Consider the following 22,253-nt stretch of genomic DNA (forward strand, 5'->3'; position numbering starts at 1 on the left):
GTACTACAGCGACAAGTCGAAGAAGACCGCGCCCAACTTCAGCTACTTCTACGTCGACTCGGTCAAGGCGTGCCTGCAGGCGGCCGGCTGGAAGTTGCCCTTGCCGAAGCCCATCGAGCCGTGGCGCTCGATCATTTCGAAGAAGACCGTGGGACGGTCCTGCACCGGCTTGGTGAAGATCTGGAGCAGGTAGCCGTCCTCGTCGCGGTCGGCGAGGATCTTCAGTTCGCGGAGGGTGTCGACGGGGACGCGGGTCTCGCCGACCCACTCGCCGAGGGTGTCGTAGTAGGAGTCCGGGGTGTCCAGGAACTGCACGCCGGCCGCCCGCATGGCCCGTACGGTCGCGACGATGTCGTTGGTGGCGAGCGCGATGTGCTGGACGCCGGGCCCGTTGTAGAACTCCAGGTACTCGTCGATCTGCGACTTCTTCTTGGCGATCGCGGGCTCGTTGAGCGGGAACTTCACCTTGCGGGTGCCGTCCGCGACGACCTTGGACATGAGCGCGGAGTACTCGGTGGCGATGTCGTCGCCCACGAACTCCTTCATGTTGGTGAAGCCCATGACCCGGTTGTAGAAGCCGACCCACTCGTCCATCTTGCCGAGTTCGACGTTGCCGACGCAGTGGTCGATGGCCTGGAAGCGGCGCGGGCCGGGCTCGACGACCGGGTCGACGGCGACGAAGCCGGGGAGGTAGGGGCCGGTGTAGCCGGATCGGTCCACCAGGGTGTGGACGGTCTGCCCGTAGGTGGCGATCGTTGCGAGTACGACCGTGCCGTGCTCGTCGGTGAGTTCGTGCGGCTCCGTCACCCCGGTGGCGCCGTGCTCGACGGCGTGGGCGTACGCGGCGCGGGCGTCCGGGACCTCGATGGCGAGGTCCACGACGCCGTCGCCGTGCTCGGCGACGTGGTCGGCGAGGAAGCGGCCCCGGTCGGTGGTCGCCTTGACGACGGAGGTGAAGACGAAGCGGGCGTTGCCGGACTCCAGCACGTAACTCGCCGTCTCGCGGCTGCCGTTCTCCGGTCCGGAGTAGGCGACGCGCTTCATCCCGAAGGCGGTGGAGTAGTAGTGCGCGGCCTGCTTGGCGTTGCCGACCGCGAAGACCACCGCGTCCATCCCCTTGACCGGGAAGGGGTCGTCCTGCCGAGCGGTGTGAAGGGTGTGATCCGTGGTCTGTGTCATGGGCGCAGGTTCCCGCCGATCCACAAGGTGCGCAATAGTTTGCGTTTTCACTGGGCAAGGTGCATAGCGTATGCCCGGTGACTCCGGGCGATCTGTACAGGATGACCATTGGGAGGCGGCCATGGCGATCGATCGATTGGACGGCAGGCTCATCGAGCTGCTCGCCGAGGAACCCCGGATCGGTGTGCTGGAGGCCTCTCGCCGCCTGGGAGTGGCCCGCGGTACGGTGCAGGCGAGGCTCGACCGGCTGCAGGCCCAGGGGGTGATCAGGGGGTTCGGGCCCGAGGTCGATCCGGCGGCGCTGGGCTACCCGGTCACCGCCTTCGCGACGCTGGAGATCAAGCAGGGGCAGGGCGCGGACGTACGGACCCATCTGGCCACGGTTCCGGAGGTGCTGGAGCTGCACACCACGACCGGCCACGGCGACATGCTCTGCCGCCTGGTCGCACGCTCGAACGCCGACCTCCAACGTGTGATCGACCGGGTTGTGGGTTTTGATGGCATTGTCCGGGCCTCCACGGCGATCGTGATGGAGAACGCGGTCCCGCTGCGGATCATCCCCCTGGTGAAGCAGGCGGCGGAGGACGCGCACCGGCCCTGACGCGGCTTTTCGGCAAGGCTTCCGACGACGGCGGGAGGTACGCGGGTGAGCTTCTGGGAGTACGTGGGCAACCGGCACGACCAACTGCTGGCCGATACCTGGCAACACGCCAGCGCCGTCTTCCAGTGCATGGTCGTCGCCACCCTCGTGGGGGTGGCGATCGGCGTGCTCACCTACCGCAGCGGCTGGGCCGGGGACCTCGCCGTCACCGCGACCGCGACGCTCCTCACCATCCCCTCGCTCGCGCTGATCGGCCTGCTGATCCCGCTCACCGGGCTGGGTGTCGCGCCCACCGTCACCGCCCTGGTGCTGTACGGGCTGCTGCCGATCGTCCGCAACGCGGTCGTGGGGCTGCGCGGGGTGGACCCCTCGCTGGTCGACGCGGCGAAGGGCATCGGCATGTCCCGGCCCGCCCGGCTGTTCCGCGTCGAGCTGCCGCTCGCCTGGCCGCCGATCCTCACCGGCATCCGGGTCGCCACCCAGATGCTGATGGGGATCGCCGCGATCGCCGCGTACGCCTCCGGGCCCGGCCTCGGCAACGAGATCTTCCGCGGGATCTCCTCGCTGGGCAGCGCCAACGCGCTCAACCAGGTGCTGGCGGGCACGCTCGGCATCGTCGTCCTCGCCCTGCTCTTCGACGCCGCGTACGTACTGATCGGGCGGCTGACCATCCCGAGGGGGATCCGTGCCTGAGCCCTCGGCGGCCGCCGCGCCCTCGGGTGCCACCATCCAGCTGGAGAACCTCAGCAAGCGCTTCCCGGGCACCTCCGCGCCCGCCGTGGACTGCGTCAACATGGAGATCAAGGCCGGGGAACTGGTGGTCTTCGTCGGCCCGTCCGGCTGCGGCAAGACCACCACCATGAAGATGATCAACCGGCTGATCGAGCCGACGTCCGGCCGGATCAGGATCGACGACGAGGACGTCACCGACATGGACCCGGTCCGGCTGCGCCGCAAGATCGGCTACGCCATCCAGTCCTCGGGCCTGTTCCCGCACATGACCGTCGCGCAGAACATCGCACTCGTGCCGCGGATGACCGGCTGGTCCAAGGCCCGCACCGGTGCCCGGGTGGCGGAGATGCTGGACCTGGTGGGGCTGGACCCGGGCGAGTTCCGGGGCCGCTACCCGCGGCAGCTCTCCGGCGGGCAGCAGCAGCGCGTCGGGGTCGCCCGCGCGCTGGCCGCCGACCCGCCCGTCCTCCTGATGGACGAGCCCTTCGGGGCCGTCGACCCGATCACCCGCGACCACCTCCAGGACGAGCTGATCCGGCTCCAGCACGAGCTGCACAAGACGATCGTCTTCGTCACCCACGACTTCGACGAGGCCATCAAGCTCGGCGACCGGATCGCGGTGCTCCGCGAGCGTTCCCACATTGCCCAGTTCGACACCCCGGAGGCCATCCTCACCAACCCCGCCGACGACTTCGTGTCGGGTTTCGTCGGCGCGGGCGCCGCGCTCAAACGGCTCAACCTCACCCGCGTCCGGGACGTGGGCGTGTCCGCCTTCCCGACCGCGACGATCGACGACCCCCTCCAGTCGATCTTCGACAAGCTGCGCACCGGCACGACCAACGAGGTGCTGCTCCTCGACCGGCACCACCGCCCGTACAAGTGGCTGCGCCGCGGCGATCTGATGCGCGCCAAGGGCTCGTTGGCACGCGCCGGGACCCTGGTGCACGACACCGTCACCCGCGACGCCACGCTGCGCGACGCGCTGGAGGCGGTCCTCATCGACAACGCGGGCCGGGTCGCGGTGACCGGGCGGCGCGGGGAGTACGAGGGCGTGGTGGACATGGAGACGCTGATGAACTCCGTGCACGAACTCCTGGAGGAGGACCGCCTGGACGCGGTCGAGCACCAGCACCGCCTGGAGGAACAGCGCGCCCGGCAGACCCGGCAGGAGCAGGAGGGCGGCACGCCCGGCGAGCCGCCCTGGGGCGAGGAGTGAACACGACGCGGCGTACGTGTCCGGCCGGTCGCGCCCAGGCGGCGGAGCCGCGCCCCTGCCGGGGCGCCCTGCGGAGGCGGCCGTGAAGTGGCGCGTGCGCCGGCCGCCTCCACAGGGGGAGCGTCCTGCCGGTGAGCACGAGGTGCACGGGGTCGCCTTCCGCGACCCGGGCGCGCTCGACGACACCGAGCAGGCCGGGGAGCCGCCCCCGGCCGCGGTCCGGGCCACGGCCGCCGGCCTCCGCCGCGTCGGCCCGGCGAAGCTCACCGTCCTCCCCTCGTTCCTGCTCGTGCTGCTGCTCGGCACCTGGCTCTGGTTCCGGGGCGCCCACCTCGACTCCATCGCCCGGAACGCGATCGCCGACGGCAACGTCTGGCTGCGGCTGCGCCAGCACGTCGTCCTCACCGTCGTCTCGACCTTCTTCGTCCTGATCATCGCGATCCCGCTCGGCATCCTGCTCACCCGGCGCAGGCTGCGGCCGGCCGCGCCCCTCGTCATGGCCGTCGCCAACATCGGCCAGGCCACGCCCGCGATCGGCCTGCTGGCGCTGCTGGTGATCTGGATGGGGATCGGGATGCGGGCCGCGCTCGTCGGCATCGTCATCTACGCGGTGCTGCCCGTGCTCTCCAACACCATGGCGGGCCTGCGGGCCATCGACCCGACCCTGGTGGAGGCCGCGCGCGGGATCGGCATGTCCGCCCTCGGGGTGCTGGGCAAGGTCGAACTGCCGCTGGCCGTACCGCTGATCCTCGCGGGCGTACGGACCGCGCTCGTCCTCAACGTGGGCACGGCGACGCTCGCCTACTTCGGCGGGGGCGGCGGGCTCGGCGACCTGATCGCGTCCGGCATCACCAACCAGCGGATGCCGGTCCTGGTGCTGGGGTCCGTGCTGACCGTCGCGCTGGCACTGCTCGTGGACTGGCTGGCGTCCCTGGCCGAACTGCTGCTGCGGCCGCGCGGCCTGGAGGGGGGCGAGTGAGATGAGACGCCGAACGGGCCTGCCGGCCGCCGTCCTGCTGCTCCCCTTCGCACTGGGCGGCTGCGGCCTCACCAGCGGTTCCCCGATGGTCGACCACGTACGGCCCGGCTCGATCGGGCAGGGCCTGCCGCTCAGGGGCGCCGAACTGACCGTGGCCTCGAAGAACTTCAGCGAGAACATCGTCCTCGGACAGATCATGGGCCTCGCCTTCAAGGCGGCGGGGGCGGACGTGCTCGACCGCACCAACATCCAGGGCTCGATCGGCGCCCGCGAGGCGGTCAAGTCCGGTGGCGCGGACGGGATGTACGAGTACACCGGCACCGCCTGGATCACCTATCTGGGGCACGACACACCGATCGCCGACCCGCGCGCCCAGTGGCGGGCCGTCGCGGACGCCGACGCGCGGAACGGCCTGACCTGGCTGGCCCCGGCCGCGCTCAACAACACGTACGCGCTGGCGCTGAACCGCGCGAACGAGAAGCGGTACGGGACGCGGACCCTCTCCGACGTGGCCCGCCTGTCGAAGCGCGACCCCTCCGCCGTGACCCTGTGCGTGGAGAGCGAGTTCGCCGCCCGCAACGACGGGCTGCCCGGCATGGCGAAGACGTACGGCATGTCCGTCCCGGCCTCCCGGGTGCAGAAGATGGACGGCGGCATCGTCTACACCCAGGTCTCGGGCGGCGGCTCCTGCACCTTCGGCGAGGTCTTCACGACGGACGGCCGGATCAAGGCGATGAACCTTGTCGTGATGGAGGACGACAAGGGCTTCTTCCCCAACTACAACGCGGCCCCGGAGATCAACAGCGCGGCCATGCGGAAGTATCCGGCGATCAGGGACGTCCTCGACCCGATCACGGCCCGCCTGACGAACGATGTGGCGCGCGCGCTCAACGCGCGGGTCGATGTGGACGGGGAGGACCCGCACGACGTCGCGAAGGACTGGCTCCTTCGCGAGGGTTTCATCCAGAAGGGCTGAGCGCCGTTGCCTCCCCCAGCCTCCGGCCGGGGGGACCCCCAGCGGCGGGAGCGCCCTTCGGGCGCGTCCTCAATCGCCGGACAGGCTGGATGTGCCGGGCATGACCTTGAGCCTGCGGCCCGCGGGTTCGCTGCCACGGTCCGCGAAATCAGCCCGTCCGGCGATTGAGGACACCGCGCGAAGCGCGGTCGGGGGTCCGGGGGTCTCCCCCGCCACGCGGCGGAGCCGCACCATCGGATGCTGCGGGAAGGGGCGGGGCTGGGGAAAAATCCACCGGCCCGCAGCCGGGACTCAGCAGGTGGGAACCTTGTCCTCACGGCCCGAGGCCAGATCCTTCAGAGAAGCGACGGCATCCGGCAGCCGATCCACCGGCACCAGCCGAAGCCCCTTCGGCAGATCGGCCCGCGCATCACCGCACTCCCCCTTCGGCACCAGGAACACCGTCGCCCCGTCCCGCCGCGCCGCCTGCGTCTTCAGCGGCACGCCGCCGACCGCCCCCACCGTCCCGTCCGGCTCGATCGTCCCGGTCCCCGCGACCGTCAGTCCGCCCGTGAGGTCACCGCCGCGCCCGTCGCCGTCGAGCTTGTCGATGATGCCCAGCGTGAAGAGCAGGCCGGCGCTCGGTCCGCCGATGTCGGCGAGGCTGAGGTCCACCTTCACCTGGCCGGGGGACCTGTGGAGGTAGCGGAGGGCCGCCTCGGACGCGGCATCCTGCGACTTCTTCATCTCGGCGGCGTTGTGCTCCTCGGCCTCCTTGCCGGAGTTGCCGACCGGGTAGACGGAGTCGCGCGGCATCACCGCCTCGTCCTTGCGGAACCAGCCACTGATCACATCGCTCAGGCTGACCTCCGCATCCGGACCGGTCGCCTGGATCGTGGTCATCCGCAGCTGCCCGCTCGTCCGCCTGCTGTCGGCACCGTGGATGGTGATCACCTGCTTGCCCGCGTCCGCCCCGAGCACGTTCACGGTCGTGCCGGGCTGCGCGATGGAGAACGGCAGGGGGACGAACGCGGCCACGGCGAGCAGGGCCACGAAGGGCGCGGCGCAGAGGGCCAGGGTGCGGGTGCGGCGAGTCGGAGCTGGCATGTGACCGAATCTAGTTCACGCCGGGGCTCCGCCCCGGACCCGCACCCGGCGAACGCGCCGGTACGCGCGCTAGCGCAGCGCGTCCGCCACCTCCTTCGCGGCCTCCATCACCCGCGGGCCCACCCGGTCCGGGATGGAGTCCGAGAGCATCACCACACCGACGCTGCCCTCGATGCCGAGGACGCCGAGCAGCGGGGCGGCCGCCCCGCTCGCCCCGGCCTCCAGCTCGCCGTGGGTCAGCGCGTAGCCCGGGTTGTCGGTCTCGCCGCGGCGGGCGGCGAGTATGGCCCGGCCCGCCGCGCCGCGGTCCAGGGGGTGGCGGAAGCCCGCGCGGTAGGCCACGTGGTAGTCCGTCCAGGTCGGCTCGACGACGGCCACCGCGAGCGCCTCGGTGCCGTCGACCAGCGTCAGGTGGGCCGTGGCACCGATGTCCTCGGCCAGTGACCGCAGGGCGGGCAGCGCGGCTTCCCGTACCAGCGGATGGACTTGGCGGCCCAGGCGCAGCACGCCGAGGCCGACCCGTGCGCGGCCGCCGATGTCGCGGCGCACGAGCGCGTGCTGTTCCAGGGTGGCGAGCAGTCGATAGACCACCGTCCGGTTGACGCCGAGTCTGGTGGAGAGCTCGGTGACGGTCAGCCCGTGATCGGTGTCGGCGAGCAGTTTCAGGACCCTCAGTCCCCTGTCGAGCGTCTGCGAGGTTTCCGCGGTCACGACGCCCCTCCTCCGATGAGTGGCGGCCCTCATCACGGTGGGATGCGCCACCGGTCCCGTCCGGCAGCGCGCGAGGAGAGGCCGCCGGCCGTTGGTCGCATGGCACCGGCTGCGCTCCGCGGCGGCGCTGCCACGGGGCGTGTGCGTGACCGGAACCGTAGCGCCGCCGGTCCGCTCAGCGGAAGAGTCTGCCCAACATCCGGGCAGGGTGCGCCGGTTTTACGAATATCGGTGGTCGAGTCCCAGCATTCGGACACGTGCGCACTGCGCGTGCGGCGCATTCTCGAGTGCGGATCCGTCGCCGCCTGCGGCGGGAGCGGGCTCCCTGCGGGGCGTACTCCCGAACCTCCGACTGCGGGTCGTTTGCCTCCCCCAGACTCCGTCCGGGGGGACCCCCAGCGGCGGGAGCGGCCTGCGGCCGCGTCCTCAAACGCCGGACGGGCTGATTTTGCGGGCGTAGCCCGCAGCCTGCGGGCCGCAAGCCTGCGGGCCGCAGGCCAAAGAGCCACGGTCCGGAAAATCCAGCCCGTCCGGCGTTTGAGGACAACGCGGCGAAGCCGTGTTGCGGGGTCCGGGGCGCAGCCCCGTGCGAACGGCGGGGCACCCGGCAGCGGGCGGCGCGACCCCTACTTCATGCGGGTCGCCCACTCGCGCACCTTGCGGATGCGCTCGTGGAGCTGCCCCGCCGTCGCCTCCGCACTCGGCGGGCCGCCGCAGGTGCGGCGGAGTTCCGTGTGGATCACACCGTGCGGCTTGCCGCTCTGGTGGACGTAGGCGCCGACGAGCGTGTTGAGCTGCTTGCGGAGTTCCAGGAGTTCCTTGTGGGTGATCACCGGCCGCCGCTCGGCGGGGATCTCCAGCAGGTCGGCCTGCTCGTCCGGCTTCCGGCGGCTGTGCGCGATCTGGCGTGCCTGCCGCTTCTGGAGCAGCATCTGCACCTGGTCGGGTTCGAGCAGCCCGGGGATGCCGAGGTAGTCCTGCTCCTCCTCGCTGCCGGGGTGGGCCTGCATGCCGAACTCGGCGCCGTCGTAGAGCACCCGGTCGAAGACGGCGTCGGACTCCAGCGCCTCGAAGGGCAGCATGTCCTGCTCGCCGGTGTCCTCGTCCTGCTGCTTCTCGGCCTCGGCGAGGAGCTTGTCCTCCTCCGCGTAGGGGTCCTCCTCGCCCTCCTTCTTGGGCTTGTCGAGGACGTGGTCCCGCTCGACCTCCATCTCGTTGGCGAAGGTCAGCAGCGTCGGGATGGTCGGCACGAAGACGGACGCGGTCTCGCCGCGCCGCCGGGACCGCACGAAGCGGCCGACGGCCTGGGCGAAGAACAGCGGGGTGGAGATCGTCGTGGCGTAGACGCCGACCGCGAGCCGGGGCACGTCGACGCCCTCGGACACCATGCGGACGGCGACCATCCAGCGCGACTCGTCCTGCGAGAAGTCGTCGATGCGCTGCGAGGCGCCGGAGTCGTCGGACAGGACGACCGTCGGGCCCTCGCCGGTGATCTCGCGGAGCAGCTTGGCGTAGGCGCGCGCCGAGTCCTGGTCGGAGGCGATGACGAGCGCGCCCGCGTCCGGGATGGACTTGCGGACCTCGCTCAGCCGCCGGTCGGCGGCGCGCAGCACGTTCGGCATCCAGTCGCCGCGCGGGTCCAGGGCGGTGCGCCACGCCTGCGAGATCGCGTCCTTGGTCATCGGCTCGCCGAGCCGGGCCTCCAGCTCGTCGCCCGCCTTGGTGCGCCAGCGCATGTTGCCGCTGTAGGAGAGGAATATGACCGGGCGGACGACGCCGTCGGAGAGGGCGTTGCCGTAGCCGTAGGTGTAGTCGGCGGAGGACCGCCGGATCCCGTCGTTGCCCTCTTCGTAGACGACGAAGGGGATGGGGTTGGTGTCGGAGCGGAAGGGCGTGCCGGTCAGGCACAGGCGGCGGGTGGCCGGTTCGAAGGCCTCCAGGCAGGCCTCGCCCCAGGACCGGGAGTCGCCGGCGTGGTGGATCTCGTCGAGGATGACGAGGGTCTTGCGCTGCTCGCAGCGGTTGCGGTGGAGCATGGGCCGGACGCCGACACCGGCGTAGGTCACGGCGACGCCGTGGTACTCGCGTCCGAGCGGTCCGGCGCTGTATCCGGGGTCGAGCTTGATGCCCACCCGGGCGGCGGCCTCCGCCCACTGCTTCTTGAGGTGCTCGGTGGGGGCGACGACGGTCACCTGCTGCACCACGTGGTGGTGCAGCAGCCAGGAGGCGAGGGTGAGCGCGAAGGTCGTCTTCCCGGCGCCCGGGGTGGCGACGGCGAGGAAGTCGCGGGGCTGCGTCTGGATGTACCTCTCCATCGCGCCCTGCTGCCAGGCACGCAGCTTGTTCGCGGTACCCCAGGGGGCCCTGCCGGGGAAGGCGGGCGAGAGGTGATGGTTGGCGGTGGTGGTAGTCACGGTCTCCGTCTGGGGGTCGGCGATCGGCAACCGCGTCAGCCTACCCGCGTCCGCGGCGGAACCCGGGGGAGACGGCCCGTCCTCACCCGGCGGTGGGACCGAGGTCACAGATCGCGGTGGCCGGGGAAAGGCCGGGAAAAGGGGGTCCTACTCCCGGGGCCGCAGCCGCGTCGTCACATACGCGCCGACGAGGGCGACCGCCGCCATGGTGAGGAAGACCACGGTGAAGGCGGCCTTCGGCGCGGCCGCGCCGTCCGCCCCGCCGTTCGCCCCGCCGCCGAGCGCGGCGAAGAGGACGCCGCCGACGCCGACGAGGGTGATGTTGCCGAGCGCGTCGGAGATCTGGAGGGAGGCCGAGTCGGTGCCCTCCTCGCCGGGTCGGGAGAGTTTGAGCAGCAGCACGCTCCCGCCGGAGATCGTCAGGCCCATGCCGTAGCCGCCGACGGTCCACGCGACGGCGACGGTCCAGGCGGGCACGCCGTCGATCAGGACCGTCGTCACCAGGGCGACGGCGGCGGTGATCAGCAGCATGCCGAGCCCCATCAGCCGCTCGCGGTGCGGCTCCAGGCGCGGGCGGCTCTGGGTGTACGAGCCGAGCGCCCAGCTCAGGCCGCCGCCGGTGAGGGAGAGCCCGGCCATCGTCGCGGACAGGCCGCGGTCGCTCACCAGCATCAGCGGGATGAAGGTCTCCGAGCCGAGGAAGGCGCCCGCCGCGATGCCGCGCAGCAGGACCACGGACGGCAGGCCGCGGCGGGCCCGGAAGGTGCCGGGCGGCAGCAGCCGCAGGACGGCCGGGGCGAGCAGGGCGAGCCCGGCCGCGGCGGGTATCAGCGCCACCCAGCGGAGGTCCTGTCCGGCGTACTGGAGCAGTCCCGCGCCGGCCGCGACGGCCAGGGCGAAGAGGATGCGGCGGCGGTCCGGGGCCGGGGTGCGCTCACCGGCGGGGAGCTTGCGCAGGGCGGGCAGCATCACGGCGAGCGGCAGCAGGATCAGCACGGGGATGGCCAGGAACACCCAGCGCCAGCCGAACTGTTCGGTCACGGTGCCCGCCACCAGCGGGCCGACGATCACGGGGACCACCCACGCCGCCGAGAACGAGGCCATGACCGCGGGCCGCAGCCGCTCGGGGTAGGCGCGCCCCACCACCACGTACAGCGCGACGATGACGAGCCCGGCGCCGATGCCCTGCACCCCGCGGCCGGCCACGAACATCCACATCCGCTGGGCCGACCCGGCCAGGACGAGCCCGGTGCCGAAGGCGGCGATGCCGGTGAACAGCGGGGCCAGCGGGCCCGCGCGGTCGCACCACTCCCCCGACAGGGTCATCGCGAAGAGGCTCGCCGTGAAGAAGGCGGAGAAGGAGAAGGCGTAGAGCCCGATCCCGTCGAGGGCGCGGGCCGCGACGGGCATCGCGGTGTTGACCGCGCTGGCCTCGAAGGCGATCAGGGAGACGACGGAGATGACGCCGAGTGTCAACGCCCGGTACGAGCGCCCGAGAACGCCCTGCTGTGCGTCCGGTGCGGCGCCGGTGGCTATGGATCCGAGAGCGGTCATTGCCTCAGCGTAAGAACCGAAACCACCGGTGACACCTGTCATGGGAACCAGATCGGCTCGGACTTCGGTCCTAGGGTCCGCTGTTCCGCGTGAGGCTGCCGGGAGCCGCCCGGCGAGAGAATTTGGTCATGATCATGACGAGTTAGACTCTGCCGAGTTCAACAGCCCGGCCACGGCCGGGCACCGCACCACGGGGGATCCACCATGTCCGTTCGCCATGCCTTCGCCGCCGCGCTGGTCGTCACCGGCACGCTCGCCCTGACCGCCTGCGGCCCCGACGACGGCGGGAAGTCCTCGTCCGGCTCATCCGCGTCCCCGTCGTCCCCGTCGCAGAGCGCCCCGGCCGGACCGGGCGGAGCCGCCAGGCCCGCGGACGGCGGCAAGGCCAAGGACCCGGCCAAGGACCCCTGCGGTCCGCAGCCCAAGGGCCACAAGCTCATCCGGGTCAACAACGTCGAGGGCGCGATGGCCAACGTCGTCGCGCGGGACGCCAAGGTCTCCTGCAACAGGGAGATGAACGAGGGCGCCTTCTACCACCCCGAAGGCCCGCTGAAGACCTACTCGTTCGACCCGAACGCCAAGGTGACCGTCATCGGCAGGAACGGCCCCGAGGCCCGCCCGGCGACCACCACCGACAAGACCCTCTCCGGCATCGGCCACGTCAAGGAGTGCGCCGACCCGGACCACAAGCAGTACGACAGCGGCCAGTCGAAGCACAAGAGCGACGAGTTCTGCGCGGGCCAGAACTACTACGACGTGGCGGTCGGCCCCGACAACAAGATCACCGAGATGACGGAGCGCTACGGCTCGTAGGCACGTCGGACGGAGACGAACGGCACGAACGGGACGATACGAACGGGACCTGGCCGTACGGCCAGGTCCCGTCGAGGCGTCAGGTGGTGAGCAGCACTCCCCCGTAGGACGCCCCCGCGATCACCACCCACGAGCACAGCCCCAGCGCCGCGACCCGGCCGCCGGTCCGTACCAGCGTGGGCAGGTGCACCGCGCTGCCGAGGCCGAACAGGGCGGCGGCGAGCAGGAGTTCCTGCGCGTGCTGCGCGAGGTCGAGCGCCCCGCCCGGCACCCAGCCGGTGGTGCGCACGCCGACCATGACGAGGAAGCCGAGGACGAACAGGGGCACGAGCGCGGGCCGCTTGCCCGAGGGGGCCGTCTGCCGACGCTTGCGTACGGACACCGCGACCGCCGCGACGAGCGGGGCGAGCAGCGCCACCCGCATCAGCTTGACGAGGACGGCGTCGGCGAGCGCCTCGGGCCCGGCGGTCTGCGCGGTCGCCACGACCTGCCCCACGTCGTGCACGCCCGCCCCGACCCAGCGGCCGAACTGTGCGTCGTCCAGCCCGAGCGGGTGGTGGAGCAGCGGCAGCACGGCGATGGCGAGGGTGCCGCACAGCGTCACCAGCGCCACGGACGTCGCCACGTCCTCCTCGTCGCTGCCCGACACCTCGCTGACGGCACCGATCGCGGAGGCGCCGCAGATGGAGTAGCCGGTGGCGATCAGCAGCGGCTGGTCGCCGCGCAGCCCGAGCCTGCGCCCGAGCCACAGCGTCCCGGAGAAGGTGGCCGCCACGACGGCGACGACCATCGCGACGGTCGCCCAGCCGAGCCCCAGCACGTCGTCGAGGCTGAGCTTGAGACCGAGCAGCACGATGCCGACGCGCATGAGCCGTTTGCCCGCGAGCGTCAGCCCCGGGCGGCAGGCGCCGCGGACCCGGACCCGTACGCCGGGGGCGTGCGCGGCCGCGATGCCGAGCACGACGGCGGCGGTGAGCATGGGGACGGCGGGCACGAGCCGGTGCACCGCCCAGGCGACGGCGACACCGGCGGCGGCCATGGCGAGCCCGGGAAGCGTGGACTTCCGGGCCGTGGCCGGTCGTTGTGCCCGCTGTTCCGCCTCTTCCGTACTCGGCCCGGTACGAGGAGAGATCAGCGCCATCAGAGTTCGTCGGCCGGCAGGTCGTAGACGCGGCGGACGCTGCTGCCGAGCCGGGAGACGTCCGCGCCGTACACATGGATCGAGATGGCGGTGGACGAACAGGAGTTGCGCACACGGTGGATGTCACCCGGCGGCGCGAAGCCGCAGACGTCGCCCTGGGCGTTGACCACCTCCTCGGCCGCGACGAGGCGGGCGGTGGTGCCGTCGGGGACCAGCCGGTAGCGGCGCTCGCTCTCCGTGCCCTCGTGCACTCCCGTGACGCACCACGAGACGTGGTCGTGGACGGACGTCTGCTGGCCGGGCAGCCAGACGAGCGCGACGACCGAGAAGCTGCCGTCGTGCTCGGCGTGCAGGAGGTGCTGGCGGTAGTGGTCGGGGTGGCCCTCGCGCTGCTCGGGGGTGAGCAGATCGGAGGAACCGAGGTGGGCCGCGAGCCGCTCGCCGACGAGATATGCCGTCGTGTCGGGCGGCAGGCCGCGGCCTACCACCGCGCGTACGTCGTCGACGAGCTGGGCGATGCGCGCGGTCGTCGGGGCTGCGGTGGGAGTGGTCATGCCAGCAGCGTCGGCCGCGCCGATCCATCAGTCCAACGACAGTTTCTTGACGGGATCCCAATGCGGGCTTATGGATCTGTGCGGGGGCCGCACTCCAGCCCGTCCGCGCGGATTCAAGGCCACGGTCCGGAAATCCAGCCCGTCCTGGGGGCACCTCCCAGCGTTAGCTGGGGGAGTTTGAGGACACCGCGGCGAAGCCGTGTTGCGGGGTCCGGGGCGGAGCCCCCACGCGGCGGAGCCGCAAATCGACACAGCCGGGAAGGGGCGGGGCTGGGGAAAAAGCCCGCCGCAGGCGCGACGGCGGGGGCGCCGGGGCCGGGGGCCGGGGGCCGACCCCTAGGGGTCAACAGCCGACGCGACGCGCCGCAACCGCCTTCAACTCGTCCAGGACAAGCACCGTGGCCGGAATCCGCAGATGCTCACGCAGAACGTACGCCGAGACCTGGCGGCGCGAGGCCGGATCCAGCGCCCGCCCCGTGATCTTGTCGTGCCGCAGGAACGACAGCACGAGACCCGGCATCATCGCCACCCCCAGCCCCTCCGCGACCAGCGACTGCACGACGAGGTTGTCGTCGGTGGTGAAGGCGATGTCGGGGGCGAAGCCCAGCTCGGCGCACTCGTGCAGGAAGTTGGTGCGGCAGCGCAGACAGCCGGCGATCCAGCGCTCCCCGGACAGGTCGGCGAGTTTGACGGCCCGTCGGCGGGCGAGGGGGTGCCCGGTGGGCATCAGGACGGTCAGCTGATCCTCCATCAGCCGTATCTCGACCACCTCGTCCGGGATGTGCTCGTGGAGGCCGGGATAGGTGAAGGCCAGGGTGATGTCGCACTCGCCACGCACCAGACGGCGGATCGAGTCGGGCGGCTCGCCCTCCAGCAGCTCGACCCGGACGGCCGGATGGTCGGCGGCGAGCCGGGCCAGGGCCTCCGGCACCAGGGTGGCGCTGGCGCTGGGGAACGCGCAGACCCGGACCCGCCCGGCGCGCAGCCTGGTGAGCGAACTCATCTGCTGCTGGGCGGACGTGAGGCTGTCGAGGATGGTCTCCGCGTGCCGGGTGAGCGCCTCGCCCGCCTCGGTCAGCCGCATCCGGCGGCCGACGCGCACGAAGAGCGGGGTGCCCACGGCCCGTTCGAGTGCCTTGATCTGCTGCGTGATCGCGGGCTGCGTGTAGCCGAGCGCGCGGGCGGCCGCGGAGTACGACCCGGCCGTGACCACCGCGTGGAACGTCTTGATGTGCCGGGTGTCGAACACACCGGAATCATAAGCGGAATTTGGGGGAGCGGGAGAGTGAGCGGGGAGTCACTTCTGGATTGACGGATCATTCAGGCAAAGTGCCCCTATGCCGCGATATATGACGTACGACTCGATGGAGCTGGCGTACCGCGTGCTGGAGGCACGGGAGAGCGGGGGCGGGGGCGGGAATGGAGTCGGGGCCGGGGCCGGGGTCGCGCCGACCGTGGTGTGCCTGGCCGGCGGGCCGGGGCGGGACGCCGCGTACCTCGGCGACCTCGGCGGTCTCGACGCCCACCACCGCCTCGTCATCCCCGACAGCCGGGGCACCGGCGCCTCGCCGCCCTCCCCCGACCCCGCCGGCTACGCCTTCCCGGCCCTCGCCGAGGACGTCGAGGCGCTGCGCGCCCACCTCGGCCTGGACCGCTTCGCGCTCCTCGCACACGACGCCGCGTGCGCGACGGCCCAGGCGTACGCGGCGGCGCACGCCGAGCGGCTGAGCCGCCTGGTCCTGGTCACCCCCGGCTCCCGGCTGCAGGGCGAGCTCCCCGACGACGCCGAGCGGATCTTCGAGTCCCGCGCCACGGAGGACTGGTGGCCGGACGCGTATGTCGCGGTGCACCTGCTCCCCCGGACCACCGACATGGCCGAGGTCCGCGACCTGCTGCGGCGCGCGGCCCCCATGGCGTACGCCCGCTGGGACGCGCCCCAACGAGCCCACGCCGCCGCCGAACCCGACCAGCTCGGCCCGGTCCCCCGCGCGGGCTTCTGGCAGGGCGTCGACGAACCGGCCCGCCGGGACCTGCTGCTGCGCCTCCGCGAAGTGACGTGCCCGACCCTGGTCCTCACCGGCGACCGCGACGCGATCACGGGCATGCGCGCGGGCGAACTCGTCGCCGCCTGCTTCCCCAACGGCACCCTGCGCCCGCTCTACGACGTCGGCCACTACCCCTGGGTCGACGAACCGGACATGTTCCGCCCGATCGTCGAGGAATTCCTCCGCACGGGTACTCCATGAACACGGTGTGTCAGCTCAATGACACCCATTGCCCCCTCCGCCGGGGGTCCCCTATGTTCGAGGAACAGCACAACTTGGCCGTGTGCCCGAGTGGTTGAGGGACTCGCCTGCAAAGCGAGTTACGCCGGTTCGATTCCGGTCACGGCCTCTGGTGGCTTGAGCAGGCAAAACGATAGGTCGGCCCCCCTGGAGGGTGCCGACCTATCGGTCGTCCGTCTCAGTTCCCGTATCATTTGGGCCACGCGACAGTGCCGAGCCAGCTAGCCACCACGCGGCTGTGGGCAGGGCTGCGGTACAACTGCCTTCCGCCAGTCTTCGCCGATGGTGCGTCGGATCAGCTCGGGCCAGCCGTGTAAGGCATAGCCGGGGTCAACTTTACGAGTTCACCACCAGCATTCGTACCAGCCCAGCCCCAGTGGGCATTGCTGTAAGTGCCTTTCCGATGATTGCACCGACTGCACGTGTCCGGTCCGCCACTCGCATGGCGCATCCCTCTGTAGGCGAGGTGGTCAACAGGTCGCCAATGGCAATTGCGCCATAGCCGGCATCTACCTTGACGTAGACCTGCCCCGCCAAGGCGAGGGTCGCCTGAGACGAATGGCTTGCTTCCCCCTGCAAGACGCTGCCCGGCGTGAGTCCCCCGGCTCCCGAGACAACTCCTGATGCACTCGTGTCGTACTCAGAGGTGCATGGGGCAAGGCGGCCGTCCTCCCCGATCACGAGCACTGTCCCGGGCTCCGTGGCCTCCTGCGTATCGAATGACTCCGCGTAGTCGTGCCCACCGCTCGTAATTTGGCCAGCGACATAGAGGTCGTACCCGATTTGCGCTCGCCCGGTGACGTCTAGCCACCCCTCGAAACGCCCGGCTGGACTCCCCCCTCCAGCGGCATACCCAACTACGCCAGCGCCGGCGACGCTGTAGCCGTACACGCCGGGGCAGTCAGACTTGGACTCCCCCCTCACCGCCGCTGCACCAGACGTCCCCGGGGCTGATGTCTCCCCGTAGACGCCGTACCATCCCGAACTGTCGCCTATTACACCGCTGTTCTGGCCACCCTCCCCCTTCACGCCAGCACCACTGTCACCGGTGTTTTTGCCATGGACGCCGAGCCAGGTTGAACTTTCACCGAATACACCGGCACCCTTGGCATGCCCTTCAATTGCAGCTCTATCGTCGGTTTCGGTGTTGATGACTGGTTCATTTTGGTAATCGGGCATGAGATCCTCCGAGGCGGGAGGTGAATGTTTATGGGTGGATCCGGGAGGCGACGATCGCTCACTTCACCTTGGGGTCGCGTCCCATAGTTGGCTGAGCAGACCTCGTTACCTCAACCGTACGACCAGCGGGAAGTGTCCGCAATCGCGCGTCGGGGTCGACACAGGTAGGCCCTAGTCCATTTCTGTACGGTGGCACTCCCGGAAAAATGAAAGGGCGGTCCGTCATGGACCGCCCTTTTGACTCACCTTAGTTGGCCGGTACGAACACGCCTGCCTCACCGTCGTCATCGTCCGGCCGGTCCGTCTCGGTCTTCCAGATCAGACCGTCCACCTGCTTCGCGACGTCGGTCCGCACCGCATCGACCATGTGCTGATAGCGCGCGGCCATGGCGGTAGTCGACCAGCCCATGAGCCCCATCACGGCCCGCTCCGGCACCCCGAGGATGAGCAGCACCGTGGCGGCCGTATGGCGCGCGTCGTGCAGGCGCCCGTTACGGACCTTCGCCTTTGCCAGCAGGGCTTTCCACTCGGTCCAGTCCTCCCGATGGGAAGGAGCGCGGCCGCACTCGTTGGGGAACACCCAACCACCTTCCACCCAGCGACCTCGGGCCGCCTCGCGCTCGACGTCCTGCGCCTGGCGATGGGCGCGCAGCAGGTCCACGAGCTGTTCCGGGAGGCCGACCGCGCGGCGGCCGGCCCGTGACTTGGTGGTGGACGTCTCCGGGTTGACGCGTCGCCGCTGCGGGCAGTACCCGGCGGCCTTGCGCCCGCAGGGCTCTGCGCAGCCGTGCGCATACTGTGGCCGGTGGCGACTACGGCGGACCATGAGAAACCCGCCGTCAAGGTCAATGTCCTCCCACTTCAGCCCCAGCACCTCTCCCTGGCGCAGTCCGAGGGCGAGGGCGACGGCCCACCGAGCGGAATTGCGGTGCTGGTCTGCGGCCTTCAGCAGCCGCTGCACCTCCGCGACGGTGTACGGCTCCACCTCGTTTTGGCCAACTCGACGGGGTTCCTGCCGAGATGGCCGCGCCGTACGGCCTCGTTGAGGGCGGTGCGGAAGGTGCGATGCACCTGGTGAGCGGTCGCAGGCTTGCTGCCGTTGGCCTGCATCTTCGCGTAGAGCACCTCAATGTGCTCCGGCTTGAGCTTGTCGAGGCGGTGGGCCCCCAGCCCGGGGATGAGGTGCTTCCGCACGGCGACGCCGTAGCCCACCATCGTGTTCTGGTTGACGGCGAGCGGGGCGATGGTCTCCACCCAGTGGGTCAGCCACGTCTTGACCGTCCAGGCCCTTCCAGGCTTACGGATGGTCTGGGCGTCACGCTGCCGCTCCAGCTCACGGACGGCCGCGGTCACCTCGGCGCGGGTCTTGCGTTCGACGTGGCGCCGGTCTGGACGGCCGTCGTCCCGTGCACCGACCGTCACACGGCCGTGCCATTTCCCGTCCTTGCCCTGGTAGATGGACGAACGGCCGTTGGGCTGTCGGGTGCGCTTCTTGTCCTTGTTCTCTTCTGTCATTTGTGCTCCTCAGACGGCCGTGACGGTGGCAGTGCGGTGCTTCGCGCGGAGGCGGGAGGCGCATTCGGGTACGGCGTCGGCGGGGACCCTGCGGAGGTGGACTCCAGTTCCCCCGAGCGGATGAGCCGGTAGCAGACAGTGCGGCCGATCTGGAGGCAGCGGGCGGCCTCCTCGACGGTCAGCAGGACGAGAGTGGGGTCGATGGAGTCGGCAAGCGTGACGCTCATTCCGGAATGCCTCCTAGGCAGGAAGGTCTTGGGTACTTCTCATGGCCCGCGTGTGTCCGAGGCACGGATTTCTGCGTCACCACGTCACCTGCGTCACCCAGGTCCCTGACCTGGGGTTTCGGGTGACGCAGAGGTTTCGGGGTGCGTCATCGGGTGACACAGGCATCCGTCACCGGGTGACGTGGGTGACGCGGGGTGACGCAGGATTCGGCTGTCTGCGTCACCGCTGTAGCTCCTGGTCAGGGGCCGCTTTGTGGCTGGTGACGCAGGTGACGCAGCGTCTCTTCTCTTAGGAAAAAGAAGTGGGGTGTCTGTGGTGGTGCCGGTGCGGCTCAAAACGTGAAGAAGGAGCCGCTTCGCGGCACGACCTGCGCAGCGGCGGCAAGCCGCCGGAACAGCAAGAGGAGCACGCCCCCGCGCGGGGTGCTCCTCTTACTTGTTCGGTGGGGCACCGTGGTATCGCAGGTCAGAACGCCGCGTCCTGTTGGTGCGGCGGTGGTGCCGCGGGTCGGGTCATCGTGATGTGCCGGGCGGAGTTGGTACGGCCCCAGTCGATGAGGACGCCGCGGGCGGCGAGGGTCGGCTGCAGCCGTTTGAGGCGGTCGGAGAGGACTTTTCCCGTGGTGGGCCAGCCCTTGGGCAGGGGACGGTAGTCCTCGCCGCTGTAGAGGCCGGTGAGGCAGTGCAGCCACTCCGCCGACGTCTTCCGCACCTCGACACCAGCATCAAGGCCGGCGGCGTGCTTGAGAACCGTCTGGGCGAGGAGGTCACCCTCGATGACGTCGTCGTTGAGGTCGTCCAGGCTGGCCCGGTAGGCGCTCAGCGCTCCGAGACCGGCCGCCGCGTCGAGCTGCGCGCGCAGGTGGGTGAAGTCGGCCATGCGCAGGTCGGTGGGGATGTCAGCATCGGCGGCACGGACCTTGACCGTGAGGTCCAGGAGCGAGCCGAGGACGACGGGCAGGACCTCGTCGAACTCCGCCCACAGCTCCGCCTCGGTGCGCCGGACACTTGGGCGTTCCAGGCGGAGGGGGAGGAGGCGTTCGGCGAGGTCGGGGCGGATGACGCCGACGTCGATGCCGGTCAGCAGCAGCGGGCGGCGGTAGCGGGCCCGTACGACGTCACCGTCGGTGTACAGGGCGCGCTTGATGGTCTCGGCCCCGGTCACGATGCAGCACATCAAGTCCGACAGGTCGGGGGCCAGATGCGAGAGGTTGTCCAGCGCGGTGACCCATCCGGCGGCCACGGCCGCGATCAGGTTCTCCTCGTCCTTCGGGGCGCGGCGCAGGTCGCCGCTCATGCCCTCGATGATCCGCACCAGCATCCGGCCCCCGGTGGACTTGCCCGCGCCCTGGGGGCCGGTGAGGAACGGGGCGGGGACGGGCACGGACGGTCCGAGGCAGCCGATCAGCCAGGCAACAGCCAGGCACTCGGTCTGCGCGTTGGCGAAGTTGCACAGCCTCAGCAGCAGGTCGAGGCCCTTGCCGTCGGTGTCCTTGGCCGGAAGGGGGAGTTCCCCGGTGAGCTGGGTGCGCCGCCAGCACACCTCTTCCGGCCGGGGGGTGAGGATGTCCCAGCCGGTGGGGTGGATGCGGACGGACTTCCCGTCGTTGCGGCCCAGGTCCAGCCAGGTCGCCCCGTCGAATCCGGGCGCGACGCGGATGTGGACGGCTGCACCTCCTGGCTCATCGCCAGTGCCTCGATGAGGTCCAGCGCCTCCTTCAAGGCGGTGCCGTTGAAGGATCCTTGCCCGTCGGTGAACAGCCCGACCATGAGTTCCTGGCGGTGGCTGCCGGCGGTGCCCTGGGAGCGGATCGGGCGGGCCACGGGGTGGCCGTTCTTCTGCGCGTACACGGTCCCGTCGGCGGTGCGGAAGTACCGGAAGTGCTGCTGCGCATAGTCGGTAATGATCACGCGGGCCGGAGTCTTCTCGTCCTCGGACACAGCTACACCCCCAGTACAGTCCGGGCGTTGGCCCACGCGTCGGCGCAGTGCCGGGGTGATTCACCCTTGGCCTGCAAAGCGAGTTACGCCGGTTCGATTCCGGTCACGGCCTCTGTATCGAGTATCCGCATCGAGCTATCCGCGCACGCGCGGAGCGAGTATCCGGCCCGATGCCCGCCCCTCCTGGCGCCCGTACGGTCCTGGCTCGTCGGCCTCGCCCTCGGCCCCCTCGTCACACTCACGACGGGCGGCCTCCTGCTCTGGATGACGCAGACGCAGGGCTACGAGGGCTGACGGGGCGGCGGCACGTCGTCGTACGCCACCGTGTTCGTGGCCAGCTCCTCCGCCGTGATCTCCGTGGCCCACCCTTCGGGCGGCTCTTGATAAGGGCTGCACGCACCGCAGTTGGGACACGTCCACCGCCCGTGGATCCCCTGCACCACCGAACCGCACCCACTGCACGTGTCCGTCGTGTAGTACGGCTCGCCGGGGAGGGCATGGGGGCGCCAGGACTGTTCTTCCATGACCTCCAGAGTGCCACGCCGCGCCGGTTGCGGTAGTGGGGCGGTGAGGCGTGCACCACGGCGAAGCGGGGCCGTTCGGAGCCGGGCGACACGCCCTCGAACGGCCGCAATTCGCCATACCACTCACGGAATGCGATGGGATGCAACATCAGGAGGCCATCACTCAGAGGGAGCAACCATGCGCAAAAAGTTCATTGCCGCCGTCATCCTCGCCGCAGCCGGTGTATTCGCCACTGCCGGCACCGCCGCAGCCGACGCCGACGCCCACGGGGCAGCCGTGGGCTCTCCCGGCATCGTCAGTGGCAACGTCATCCAGGTCCCGATCCATCTTCCGATCAACCTCTGTGGCAACAGCATCGACATCGTCGGTCTGGTGAACCCCACCACCGGAAACACGTGCGCCAACGTTGACCGCTGATCACTGACCGGAGGATCCGCACATACGGCCGGGGCCGGGTGTTCTCGACGAACACCCGGCCCCGGCCGTGCTACGCAGCATGCGCCGCGTCGAAATGGGCGACGATCCCCCGCCGGATATCAGCGCCCTCATCGCCATCACTGTGCCGCCAGGCGAGCTGAAGGGCGGCGACCAGCTCCACGCACCGGGAACAAGGGGGCTCCCACTT

The 22,253-nt window shown here is 70.6% G+C and carries 18 protein-coding genes, 1 tRNA gene and 4 pseudogenes; 9 read left to right on the forward strand and 14 right to left on the reverse strand.

Going from position 1 to position 22,253, the window contains the following annotated elements:
* Window positions 1-48: 48 nt before the first annotated feature.
* A complete protein-coding gene (gene hppD / locus ACWD4A_RS10130) occupies window positions 49-1,179 on the reverse strand; it encodes a 4-hydroxyphenylpyruvate dioxygenase (protein WP_451191848.1) in 1,131 nt (376 codons plus the stop codon).
* A 121-nt stretch (window positions 1,180-1,300) separates the two neighbouring features.
* On the opposite strand from hppD, the gene ACWD4A_RS10135 reads away from it, so the two are divergent.
* From ACWD4A_RS10135 to ACWD4A_RS10155, 5 genes are all read left to right on the forward strand, one after another.
* A complete protein-coding gene (locus tag ACWD4A_RS10135; RefSeq protein ID WP_451191851.1) occupies window positions 1,301-1,780 on the forward strand; it encodes an Lrp/AsnC family transcriptional regulator in 480 nt (159 codons plus the stop codon).
* Window positions 1,781-1,825: 45 nt separating this feature from the next.
* Complete coding sequence (locus ACWD4A_RS10140) at window positions 1,826-2,473, forward strand: ABC transporter permease (protein ID WP_451191854.1); 648 nt, start codon at window positions 1,826-1,828, stop codon at window positions 2,471-2,473.
* On the forward strand, window positions 2,466-3,728 hold the full coding sequence (locus ACWD4A_RS10145) for an ABC transporter ATP-binding protein (protein WP_451191856.1): 1,263 nt from the start codon (window positions 2,466-2,468) through the stop codon (window positions 3,726-3,728). The genes ACWD4A_RS10140 and ACWD4A_RS10145 overlap by 8 nt, the downstream gene beginning before the upstream one ends.
* 82 nt (window positions 3,729-3,810) lie before the next feature.
* Entirely contained in the window at window positions 3,811-4,707 is an 897-nt protein-coding gene (locus ACWD4A_RS10150; protein WP_451191859.1) for an ABC transporter permease, read from the forward strand.
* A gap of 1 nt (window position 4,708) precedes the next feature.
* Window positions 4,709-5,683 (forward strand): glycine betaine ABC transporter substrate-binding protein, encoded by a 975-nt coding sequence (locus ACWD4A_RS10155; RefSeq protein ID WP_451191863.1) that lies wholly within the window; start codon window positions 4,709-4,711, stop codon window positions 5,681-5,683.
* 291 nt (window positions 5,684-5,974) lie between these two features.
* Here the strand turns inward: ACWD4A_RS10155 and ACWD4A_RS10160 are convergent, their stop codons facing one another.
* From ACWD4A_RS10160 to ACWD4A_RS10175, 4 genes are all read right to left on the reverse strand, one after another.
* Window positions 5,975-6,769: a YlbL family protein gene (locus ACWD4A_RS10160; RefSeq protein WP_451191866.1), complete on the reverse strand. Its 795-nt coding sequence runs from the start codon at window positions 6,767-6,769 to the stop codon at window positions 5,975-5,977.
* A gap of 69 nt (window positions 6,770-6,838) precedes the next feature.
* Window positions 6,839-7,480 (reverse strand): IclR family transcriptional regulator, encoded by a 642-nt coding sequence (locus tag ACWD4A_RS10165; RefSeq protein WP_451191869.1) that lies wholly within the window; start codon window positions 7,478-7,480, stop codon window positions 6,839-6,841.
* Window positions 7,481-8,106: 626 nt separating this feature from the next.
* Complete coding sequence (locus ACWD4A_RS10170) at window positions 8,107-9,894, reverse strand: DEAD/DEAH box helicase (protein ID WP_451191872.1); 1,788 nt, start codon at window positions 9,892-9,894, stop codon at window positions 8,107-8,109.
* Window positions 9,895-10,041: 147 nt separating this feature from the next.
* Window positions 10,042-11,448 carry an MFS transporter gene (locus ACWD4A_RS10175; RefSeq protein WP_451191874.1) on the reverse strand — a complete coding sequence of 469 codons (1,407 nt, stop codon included), beginning with the start codon at window positions 11,446-11,448 and terminating at the stop codon, window positions 10,042-10,044.
* A 204-nt stretch (window positions 11,449-11,652) separates the two neighbouring features.
* Here ACWD4A_RS10175 and ACWD4A_RS10180 point away from each other — a divergent pair, with 204 nt between their 5' ends.
* The gene (locus tag ACWD4A_RS10180; RefSeq protein WP_451191877.1) at window positions 11,653-12,261 is read left to right on the forward strand and encodes a hypothetical protein; all 609 of its coding nucleotides are present in this window, start codon (window positions 11,653-11,655) and stop codon (window positions 12,259-12,261) included.
* 79 nt (window positions 12,262-12,340) lie between these two features.
* On the opposite strand, the gene ACWD4A_RS10185 is transcribed toward ACWD4A_RS10180, so the two are convergent.
* The 3 genes from ACWD4A_RS10185 to ACWD4A_RS10195 form a co-directional block, all read right to left on the reverse strand.
* Complete coding sequence (locus ACWD4A_RS10185) at window positions 12,341-13,402, reverse strand: YeiH family protein (RefSeq protein WP_451191880.1); 1,062 nt, start codon at window positions 13,400-13,402, stop codon at window positions 12,341-12,343.
* Complete coding sequence (locus tag ACWD4A_RS10190; protein WP_451191883.1) at window positions 13,402-13,956, reverse strand: cysteine dioxygenase; 555 nt, start codon at window positions 13,954-13,956, stop codon at window positions 13,402-13,404. The genes ACWD4A_RS10185 and ACWD4A_RS10190 overlap by 1 nt, the downstream gene beginning before the upstream one ends.
* Before the next feature lie 343 nt (window positions 13,957-14,299).
* Complete coding sequence (locus ACWD4A_RS10195) at window positions 14,300-15,205, reverse strand: LysR substrate-binding domain-containing protein (protein WP_451191886.1); 906 nt, start codon at window positions 15,203-15,205, stop codon at window positions 14,300-14,302.
* Window positions 15,206-15,293: 88 nt separating this feature from the next.
* On the opposite strand from ACWD4A_RS10195, the gene ACWD4A_RS10200 reads away from it, so the two are divergent.
* Together ACWD4A_RS10200 and ACWD4A_RS10205 are read left to right on the forward strand one after the other, a co-directional pair.
* On the forward strand, window positions 15,294-16,202 hold the full coding sequence (locus ACWD4A_RS10200; RefSeq protein ID WP_451191889.1) for an alpha/beta fold hydrolase: 909 nt from the start codon (window positions 15,294-15,296) through the stop codon (window positions 16,200-16,202).
* 76 nt (window positions 16,203-16,278) lie between these two features.
* Window positions 16,279-16,350, forward strand: a tRNA-Cys gene (locus tag ACWD4A_RS10205).
* 227 nt (window positions 16,351-16,577) lie between these two features.
* Here the strand turns inward: ACWD4A_RS10205 and ACWD4A_RS10210 are convergent.
* The 6 genes and pseudogenes from ACWD4A_RS10210 to ACWD4A_RS10235 all read right to left on the reverse strand — a co-directional run bounded on the left by ACWD4A_RS10210 (window position 16,578) and on the right by ACWD4A_RS10235 (window position 21,627).
* Window positions 16,578-17,420, reverse strand: a complete 843-nt coding sequence (locus tag ACWD4A_RS10210; protein WP_451191891.1) for a hypothetical protein — start codon at window positions 17,418-17,420, stop codon at window positions 16,578-16,580.
* 247 nt (window positions 17,421-17,667) lie between these two features.
* Window positions 17,668-18,935, reverse strand: a pseudogene (locus ACWD4A_RS10215) (tyrosine-type recombinase/integrase).
* A 9-nt stretch (window positions 18,936-18,944) separates the two neighbouring features.
* Window positions 18,945-19,162 (reverse strand): annotated as a pseudogene (locus ACWD4A_RS10220) (helix-turn-helix domain-containing protein).
* Window positions 19,163-19,628: 466 nt separating this feature from the next.
* Window positions 19,629-21,103 (reverse strand): annotated as a pseudogene (locus tag ACWD4A_RS10225) (ATP-binding protein).
* Between the two features lie 2 nt (window positions 21,104-21,105).
* Window positions 21,106-21,183 (reverse strand): annotated as a pseudogene (locus tag ACWD4A_RS10230) (DNA primase); the annotation flags it as partial.
* Window positions 21,184-21,384: 201 nt separating this feature from the next.
* Window positions 21,385-21,627, reverse strand: coding sequence for a hypothetical protein (locus ACWD4A_RS10235; RefSeq protein ID WP_451191893.1), 243 nt, complete (start codon window positions 21,625-21,627; stop codon window positions 21,385-21,387).
* 178 nt (window positions 21,628-21,805) lie between these two features.
* Here ACWD4A_RS10235 and ACWD4A_RS10240 point away from each other — a divergent pair, with 178 nt between their 5' ends.
* On the forward strand, window positions 21,806-22,045 hold the full coding sequence (locus tag ACWD4A_RS10240) for a chaplin (RefSeq protein ID WP_451191896.1): 240 nt from the start codon (window positions 21,806-21,808) through the stop codon (window positions 22,043-22,045).
* The last annotated feature ends 208 nt before the right edge of the window (window positions 22,046-22,253 follow it).

Source organism: Streptomyces sp. NPDC002537, assembly GCF_053594975.1.

Excerpts from the sequence above, each read along its gene's own strand:
- hppD (WP_451191848.1), bottom strand. The coding sequence starts at position 1,179 with ATGACACAGACCACGGATCACACCCTTCACACCGCTCGGCAGGACGAC.
- ACWD4A_RS10135 (WP_451191851.1), top strand. The coding sequence starts at position 1,301 with ATGGCGATCGATCGATTGGACGGCAGGCTCATCGAGCTGCTCGCCGAG.
- ACWD4A_RS10155 (WP_451191863.1), top strand. The coding sequence starts at position 4,709 with ATGAGACGCCGAACGGGCCTGCCGGCCGCCGTCCTGCTGCTCCCCTTC.
- ACWD4A_RS10160 (WP_451191866.1), bottom strand. The coding sequence starts at position 6,769 with ATGCCAGCTCCGACTCGCCGCACCCGCACCCTGGCCCTCTGCGCCGCG.
- ACWD4A_RS10175 (WP_451191874.1), bottom strand. The coding sequence starts at position 11,448 with ATGACCGCTCTCGGATCCATAGCCACCGGCGCCGCACCGGACGCACAG.
- ACWD4A_RS10180 (WP_451191877.1), top strand. The coding sequence starts at position 11,653 with ATGTCCGTTCGCCATGCCTTCGCCGCCGCGCTGGTCGTCACCGGCACG.
- ACWD4A_RS10185 (WP_451191880.1), bottom strand. The coding sequence starts at position 13,402 with ATGGCGCTGATCTCTCCTCGTACCGGGCCGAGTACGGAAGAGGCGGAA.
- ACWD4A_RS10190 (WP_451191883.1), bottom strand. The coding sequence starts at position 13,956 with ATGACCACTCCCACCGCAGCCCCGACGACCGCGCGCATCGCCCAGCTC.
- ACWD4A_RS10200 (WP_451191889.1), top strand. The coding sequence starts at position 15,294 with ATGCCGCGATATATGACGTACGACTCGATGGAGCTGGCGTACCGCGTG.
- ACWD4A_RS10210 (WP_451191891.1), bottom strand. The coding sequence starts at position 17,420 with ATGCCCGATTACCAAAATGAACCAGTCATCAACACCGAAACCGACGAT.
- ACWD4A_RS10235 (WP_451191893.1), bottom strand. The coding sequence starts at position 21,627 with ATGGAAGAACAGTCCTGGCGCCCCCATGCCCTCCCCGGCGAGCCGTAC.
- ACWD4A_RS10240 (WP_451191896.1), top strand. The coding sequence starts at position 21,806 with ATGCGCAAAAAGTTCATTGCCGCCGTCATCCTCGCCGCAGCCGGTGTA.